Origin of the sequence: Francisella noatunensis subsp. noatunensis (genome assembly GCF_009823375.1) — a bacterium.
Classification (GTDB): Bacteria; Pseudomonadota; Gammaproteobacteria; order Francisellales; family Francisellaceae; genus Francisella; species Francisella noatunensis.
This window is the reverse complement of the sequence record NZ_WBSX01000114.1, coordinates 1-6,090: the sequence shown is the minus strand read 5'-3', so window position 1 is coordinate 6,090 and position 6,090 is coordinate 1. Positions and strand designations below refer to the sequence as shown.

The window sequence follows — 6,090 nt, the reverse complement described above, 5'->3', positions numbered from 1 at the left end:
ATTTGAAAGAGTTAAGTACTTTGGCATTTTTTAGTTCCTTATCGTTTATTTTAGTTTCGTCAAAACCTAATAAACTATATTTGGAACTCTCTTTCAACTATTTAAAACTTTCAGAATACAATCTAGCTGTATATAAAAATCTCTTCTATAAGTTACATAGCTTAATTTCTGCTAAAATAAAGTTACAAATATATAACGAGTAACTAGAAGAAACATGGAAAAAGTAAACTTTACATCTCATGAATGTAATATATCAGCACAGCTATACAAGCCTGAAAATTTTAATCAAAATAGTAAATATCCTGCGATAATTTTATGTCATGGTTTTGCCGGTTTCAAGGAAGTATTACTACCTGCGTATGCTGAAGCTTTTGCAAAGGCTGGGTATGTTGTACTTAACTTTGACTATAGAGGTTTTGGCGAGAGCGAAGGTGAAAGAGGTAGACTAGTACCAAAACTACAAATCGAAGATATTCATTCTGCGATTGATTATGTAGCTGGTCTAGACTTTGTTGATTCTAATAAAATTGGGCTTTGGGGTACTTCGTATGGGGGTGCTAACGCTATCACTGCAGCTGCGCAAAATGACCTTATCAAATGTTTATCAGTTCAGCTAACTTTAGCTAATGGTGAGAGAGTAATCACAGGTGATATGTCTGATGAAGAAAAAGAAAAATTCATTGGTATGATTGACAAGATGCTAACTAAAAAAGAAAAAACTGGTAAAGAGATGATGGTACCTTTACATAAGGTACTAACAGATGAGCAATCTAAAGGCTTCTATGAAAGATATAGCAAAGAGTATGATGCTTTTGATATTAAGATTCCATTTCTTACAGTTAATGAAACTATGTCGCATAAACCAGAGAACTATATTGGTGATCTAAAAATTCCGGTACTAATAGTTGCCTCTGATACTGACTCTGTAAATCCAGTTGAAGAGTCGCATATTTTATATGAAAAAGCTAATGAACCAAAAGAGCTAATGATTCTAGAGGGTATTAGTCACTATGAATGTTATGAGGGTGAGCCTCTACAAAAGATACTAGCTAAGCAAATTGCTTGGTTTGATGAGTATATAAAATAATCTGTTATGTCATTCTATGACTTGATCGTAAAATCTACTCTTTAGACCTTAGTTTAAACTCTCAATGGACCCTATGGTCAAGCCATAGGATGACGAATTCTTCTCTAATATATGAAAAGAATGTTGCGTCAGCTCTCAACTAATCTGTTTTAGAATTAAATTTAAATTCTTCTCCAGGAACTAAATTGAAATTACAATCATCTGCTTTAAGTCCATCAAGCTTGAGAAGATTTATAGCTTTCATCTTACTTTTCAAATCTTGCATCATTATTTGTTCTAAATCCTCAATATGTGAGAGCATATGAACCAGTTTATTAAGAATATCTGTACTTTCTTTCAATAGTTGAGATTTTGAAATAGCTGAAGTCCTAACATTAAGTTCTTGAACTGTAGAGTGCGCTGCTTGAGAATTTATTAACTTATTTACAATATCCATATGATCCATTGCACAATGCTCAAACTCTAAGCACAAACCATATGGATGTGCCAATGTACCAACTAATGAAACAAGATGAGGTTCTTTACCATTCTTCTTTTTACAATATGGACATGGAGATTCAAGTAACTGCCCTAATCCCATTTGCTTATATCTTGATTATGGTATCTGCGTACAATACAGAAGTTGTTTAACTACGACTTCAATTAGTCTTGCTGAGTATAAAAGTAATTCGTTATAAATACGTAATCTTTCAATTTCTGAATCTAGAGCATTATGAGATGTCTCAATATTTTGTGCATAAGCATATGAATGATCAATGACACTGGCCATAATAAGTGATAAGGTAATACCACTTTTAGTATAAGGGTTTGTAAGGCCTCCCTTTTCTCGAGAGTGCTCAAAAGACATAAGAGATAACTGACCTTGTTGTAACATCCATGCTCGCATATTTGTTGCGATTGGTAAAAAATTTATTCCACTTATCATTTCTCCTGACCAACGAAAAGTTTGGGGAGAAAAGCTCCATGAATGATGAATACCACGCCACTCACGCTTACTAGACTTCATTTCAACCTATCCCTACTCTTGTAAAGAACACTGTATAATTACACCATATTAAAAAACAAACTTAGCAAAAATTTAGTGATTACTTCAAGCTAAAATCAAAACTCATGATTAAACTCTAAACATTGTCCTCTTTGATCACTCACAACTTTACCTTTATGATATTTCACTACACCATTTACAATTGTTGTCTTAATTTTTGATTGGAAAGTAATACCATCAAATGGAGTCCAACCACATTTATAGTGACAACACTCATCTGTCACAGTATGTGGATCATTAAGATCTACAAGTACTAAATCAGCATGATACCCTTCACGGATAAAGCCGCGATCTTTTACTTTGTAGACAATTGCCGGAGCATGTGCTGTCTTTTGTACTACTTGCTCAAGAGTTAAGAAACCTTTGTGATAATGCTCTAAAACTGAAATAAGCGCCTGCTCAACAAGTGGCAAACCTGCTGGCGCTTTGAAATAAGTGCCCTGCTTCTCTTCCCAAGTATGTGGTGCATGATCTGTTGCGATTACATCAATAGTATCATTAGCGACACATTCTAACAGTTTCAAACGATCGCTCTCTTCTTTGATTGCTGGGTTACATTTGATACGTGAACCCTTATCAGCATAATCTTTACGTGAGAAGAATAAATGATGCGCGCACACTTCTGCTGTGATACGCTTTTCTTCTAACGGGATAGTATTATTAAAATGTACCATCTCTTCAGCTGTAGTTAGATGTAGCACATGTAATCTTGAGTTATATTTCTTTGCTAAACCAACTGCAAGCTCAGATGATTTGAAACAAGCTTCACGCGAGCGAATCTCTGGATGTAAGTCAAAAGGTACATTTTCACCATATTTCTCACGCGCTTTGTTCTCAAGCTCTGTAATCATTGGAGTATGTTCACAGTGCGTCACAATAAGTAATGGACTATCTTTGAAAAACCCTTCTAAAGTCTCAGGATTATTCACTAGCATATTACCTGTTGATGCACCCATGAAGATCTTAATAGCACAAGCATCATTCGGCTTTAGTCGTTTTAGTTCTTCGACATTATCATTTGTCGCACCTAGGTAGAAAGCATAATTCGCATGTGATCTAGCTGCAGCACGCTCTTTTTTCTCATCTAAACGTTCAACTACTGTAGTAGCTGGATTTACATTTGGCATCTCCATATAAGATGTGATACCACCCATTACAGCAGCACGCGATTCTGACTCAATATCACCCTTATGCATAAGGCCAGGCTCTCTGAAGTGCACCTGATCATCTATCATACCTGGTAGTAGATGAAGACCTGTAGCATCGATTGTTTTATCTACTGCTTTATCTATATTTGCAGCAACTTGAGCGATCTTGCCATTCTCTACTAAAACATCAGATTTAAATGTTTTGCCTTCGTTAACAAATGTAGCATTTTTGATAAGTAAACTTTGACTTGACATTTTTTCCTCCTTTATAATCTATCGAAATTATAAAGAACCATTGTATAAATCGCCATATTTAAAAGTAATATTTATCTAATCGTTCATGTTAATATGTCTAATAGGTTAATCACTACCAATTAGAGATAGTATGGATAAAGTTGAGACTAATAATAACCAATACTGGTTAGATAGATGGCAAAACAATGATGTTGATTTCTGTCAAGAATCGCCAAATGAGTTTTTGGTTAAACACTTTTCTAGATTAAATATAAATATCTCTTCAGTATGTCTGGTGCCAATGTGTGGCTGTAGTATAGATATACTGTACTTTTTGTCTAAAGGAGTTAAAATTGTTGGTATCGAGCTTTCAGAAAAAGCTGTTTTATCATTTTTTAGTCAAAATAATATCAAATATGAAATTATCGAAGAGAGTGATCATAAGTGTTACAAAGGTAATGATATTGAGATATATGTAACAGATATTTTTAACTTACCTAAAATAGCTAAAAACTTACCTAATTTTGATATTTGGTACGACCGAGGTGCTTATATTGCTTTGCCAGAAGATATAAGATCTATATATGCAAAGATAATGCTACAAGTATGCTCTGATAATACTCAAATACTACTACTCGTGATGGAGCATGATAAAAAATCTCAGACTCCTCCATATAGTGTTACTCAAGCTGAGTTGATAAAGAACTTCTCTCCAAATATTGAGTTTGAACTAATTGATAGTAAGCAAAGAGAAAATATCCCAGACTATCGAAAGGCTGAAGGAATGACTGAGCAATATTACACAGCTTATCTAAGAAAATAATTAGAATTTATTTTTTGAATTTATCGTTGATGTTTTGCATATATTTATTTAGAGCATCAAGTGTACAACTGTCATCCTCATCAATAATTGGTAATTTAACATACTCACCATCATATCTAAGTTTAACTTTGTAAGTATCGCCATCTTTGAAAAGCTCAAACTGTAGATTGCTTGCATAGCTTGGTGCTTCTTCTAGAGGTACTCCTAGAGTTCCCATAACCTCCAAAAGAGTCAAATCATGACCTGAGTAATAAGTCATTTTATATTTAGATTTACCATCAGCAGCATTATTTAAATCTTGTATTATTCTATTAGTAAGTTCGCCACCCATAATATAAGCAACTTTTTGTGATTTGAACTGTTGTGCTAAGCCCCAATCTGTAAGAGCAATTATCTGATCCGCATCTTCTTGAAATAATCCTTTTGGTAAAGGTTTACCATGCGCTTTGGCTACTATCAAGACATCTCCTACTGTAATAACATCATTTAAACCTGATATTTTATTACCTAATATTTGCTGCCATTTTGTAAAGTTGGCTCTGCTTCTTTAGTTTTATCTTGCCATATTTTAGAGTTATAGATATATTCTCTCAACACAGCTAGATACTGCTCATAAGGAAACTGTATAAGCTTAGATTCAGCCGATAAAGTCATAATTGGAATCGGTTGGAAGCCTCCATTAATAGCATATTGTCCGTTGTCTAAAACTAGACCAGTACCTGCTGGATATAGCCCCATTAATAAACTTTGCGCACTCTCTACAGTTCGATTAGTATGGCTAGCTAATACAAATATACTCTGATTCTGATATTTGCATGGCAGTAGTTTTAAAGTTTTTGATGTATCTTTGTCTGAGCTGACTACCTAGATTAAACTCTTGATTCATACCGATTGGAGTAAGTTCAGACAGTCCTGTTCCCCAATCATATTCAGCATTTTTGATATTGGCAAAAGGTGCTCTATCACCATGGCTTGTAATCATCGATACAAAAACTAGCTTACCTTCTGAGTAGCCTAGCGGTATCAATAAAAATAGTAATGTAAAAGTTGCAATAATTTTTTTCATAACTTTGTTGAGAGTCTTTTTAAATAATTCACATATATTAACATTTTAAAAAATGAAAACTATGATTTTATAGGTTGATACTGTTATTTGTCAGAGCAACTTAGATAAATACTTTCATATCAAAATATCTTATATATTAAATCAAAATAACATATTTTTATTTATAACAAAACTCTGTAATAATAGTCACATCTCGATACAGAACATATTTAAAAAGGTAATTAGAAATGAGAAAAGTAGTCTTAGTAATCACAATTAGTTTAGCAACTTTAAATTTTGGTTTTAGTTGCTAGATTGTATTCTCAATGTTTATAGAGATACCAAAATGTACTTCATTAGGTGTCAAGTAATTTAAACATTTCTTAGGTCTATTATTCAAGTCTATCTGTAACTTCTAATGTATTGATGAGATATATTGTTAAAGTTAGTACCTTTAGGTATAAATTGTCTGATATACCTATTCATGTTTTCATTAGTACCTCTTTGCCAAGGACTGTATGGATCAGCAAAGAATACTTTGATGCCAGTCTTGCTAGTTAGCTTCTTATGTTTAGCAAACTCTTTACCATTATCAAATGTAGCTGTTAATATTTTATGACCATTAGATACTTTGTACAATATTCTATTGATTGAATTAGCTGTTCTATCTATAGACTTGGCTAAAATAGTAAATCTGCTAGCTCTATC

6 protein-coding genes and 2 pseudogenes are annotated in these 6,090 nt (G+C 33.2%); 3 read left to right on the top strand and 5 right to left on the bottom strand.

Annotated features, from left to right (window positions below; genetic code table 11):
• Together F8C69_RS10845 and uilS are read left to right on the top strand one after the other, a co-directional pair.
• Positions 1-203: hypothetical protein (locus F8C69_RS10845; protein ID WP_236352427.1), on the top strand; the 203-nt coding region annotated here is incomplete at its 5' end.
• 11 nt (positions 204-214) lie between these two features.
• A complete protein-coding gene (uilS, locus tag F8C69_RS08595) occupies positions 215-1,087 on the top strand; it encodes a UilS family quorum-quenching N-acyl-homoserine lactonase (protein WP_159184889.1) in 873 nt (290 codons plus the stop codon).
• 139 nt (positions 1,088-1,226) lie between these two features.
• Here uilS and F8C69_RS08590 read toward each other — a convergent pair whose 3' ends face one another.
• From F8C69_RS08590 to F8C69_RS08580, 3 genes are all read right to left on the bottom strand, one after another.
• On the bottom strand, positions 1,227-1,667 hold the full coding sequence (locus tag F8C69_RS08590; RefSeq protein WP_159184888.1) for a hypothetical protein: 441 nt from the start codon (positions 1,665-1,667) through the stop codon (positions 1,227-1,229).
• Between the two features lie 15 nt (positions 1,668-1,682).
• Complete coding sequence (locus tag F8C69_RS08585) at positions 1,683-2,093, bottom strand: hypothetical protein (protein WP_159184887.1); 411 nt, start codon at positions 2,091-2,093, stop codon at positions 1,683-1,685.
• 95 nt (positions 2,094-2,188) lie between these two features.
• Positions 2,189-3,535 (bottom strand): dihydroorotase, encoded by a 1,347-nt coding sequence (locus F8C69_RS08580; protein ID WP_159184886.1) that lies wholly within the window; start codon positions 3,533-3,535, stop codon positions 2,189-2,191.
• 130 nt (positions 3,536-3,665) lie between these two features.
• On the opposite strand from F8C69_RS08580, the gene F8C69_RS08575 reads away from it, so the two are divergent.
• Positions 3,666-4,337 carry a thiopurine S-methyltransferase gene (locus F8C69_RS08575; RefSeq protein ID WP_159184885.1) on the top strand — a complete coding sequence of 224 codons (672 nt, stop codon included), beginning with the start codon at positions 3,666-3,668 and terminating at the stop codon, positions 4,335-4,337.
• A 7-nt stretch (positions 4,338-4,344) separates the two neighbouring features.
• Here F8C69_RS08575 and F8C69_RS11225 read toward each other — a convergent pair.
• Positions 4,345-5,403, bottom strand: a pseudogene (locus F8C69_RS11225) (histidine phosphatase family protein).
• A gap of 289 nt (positions 5,404-5,692) precedes the next feature.
• Positions 5,693-6,090: pseudogene (locus tag F8C69_RS08565) on the bottom strand (IS30 family transposase); the annotation flags it as partial.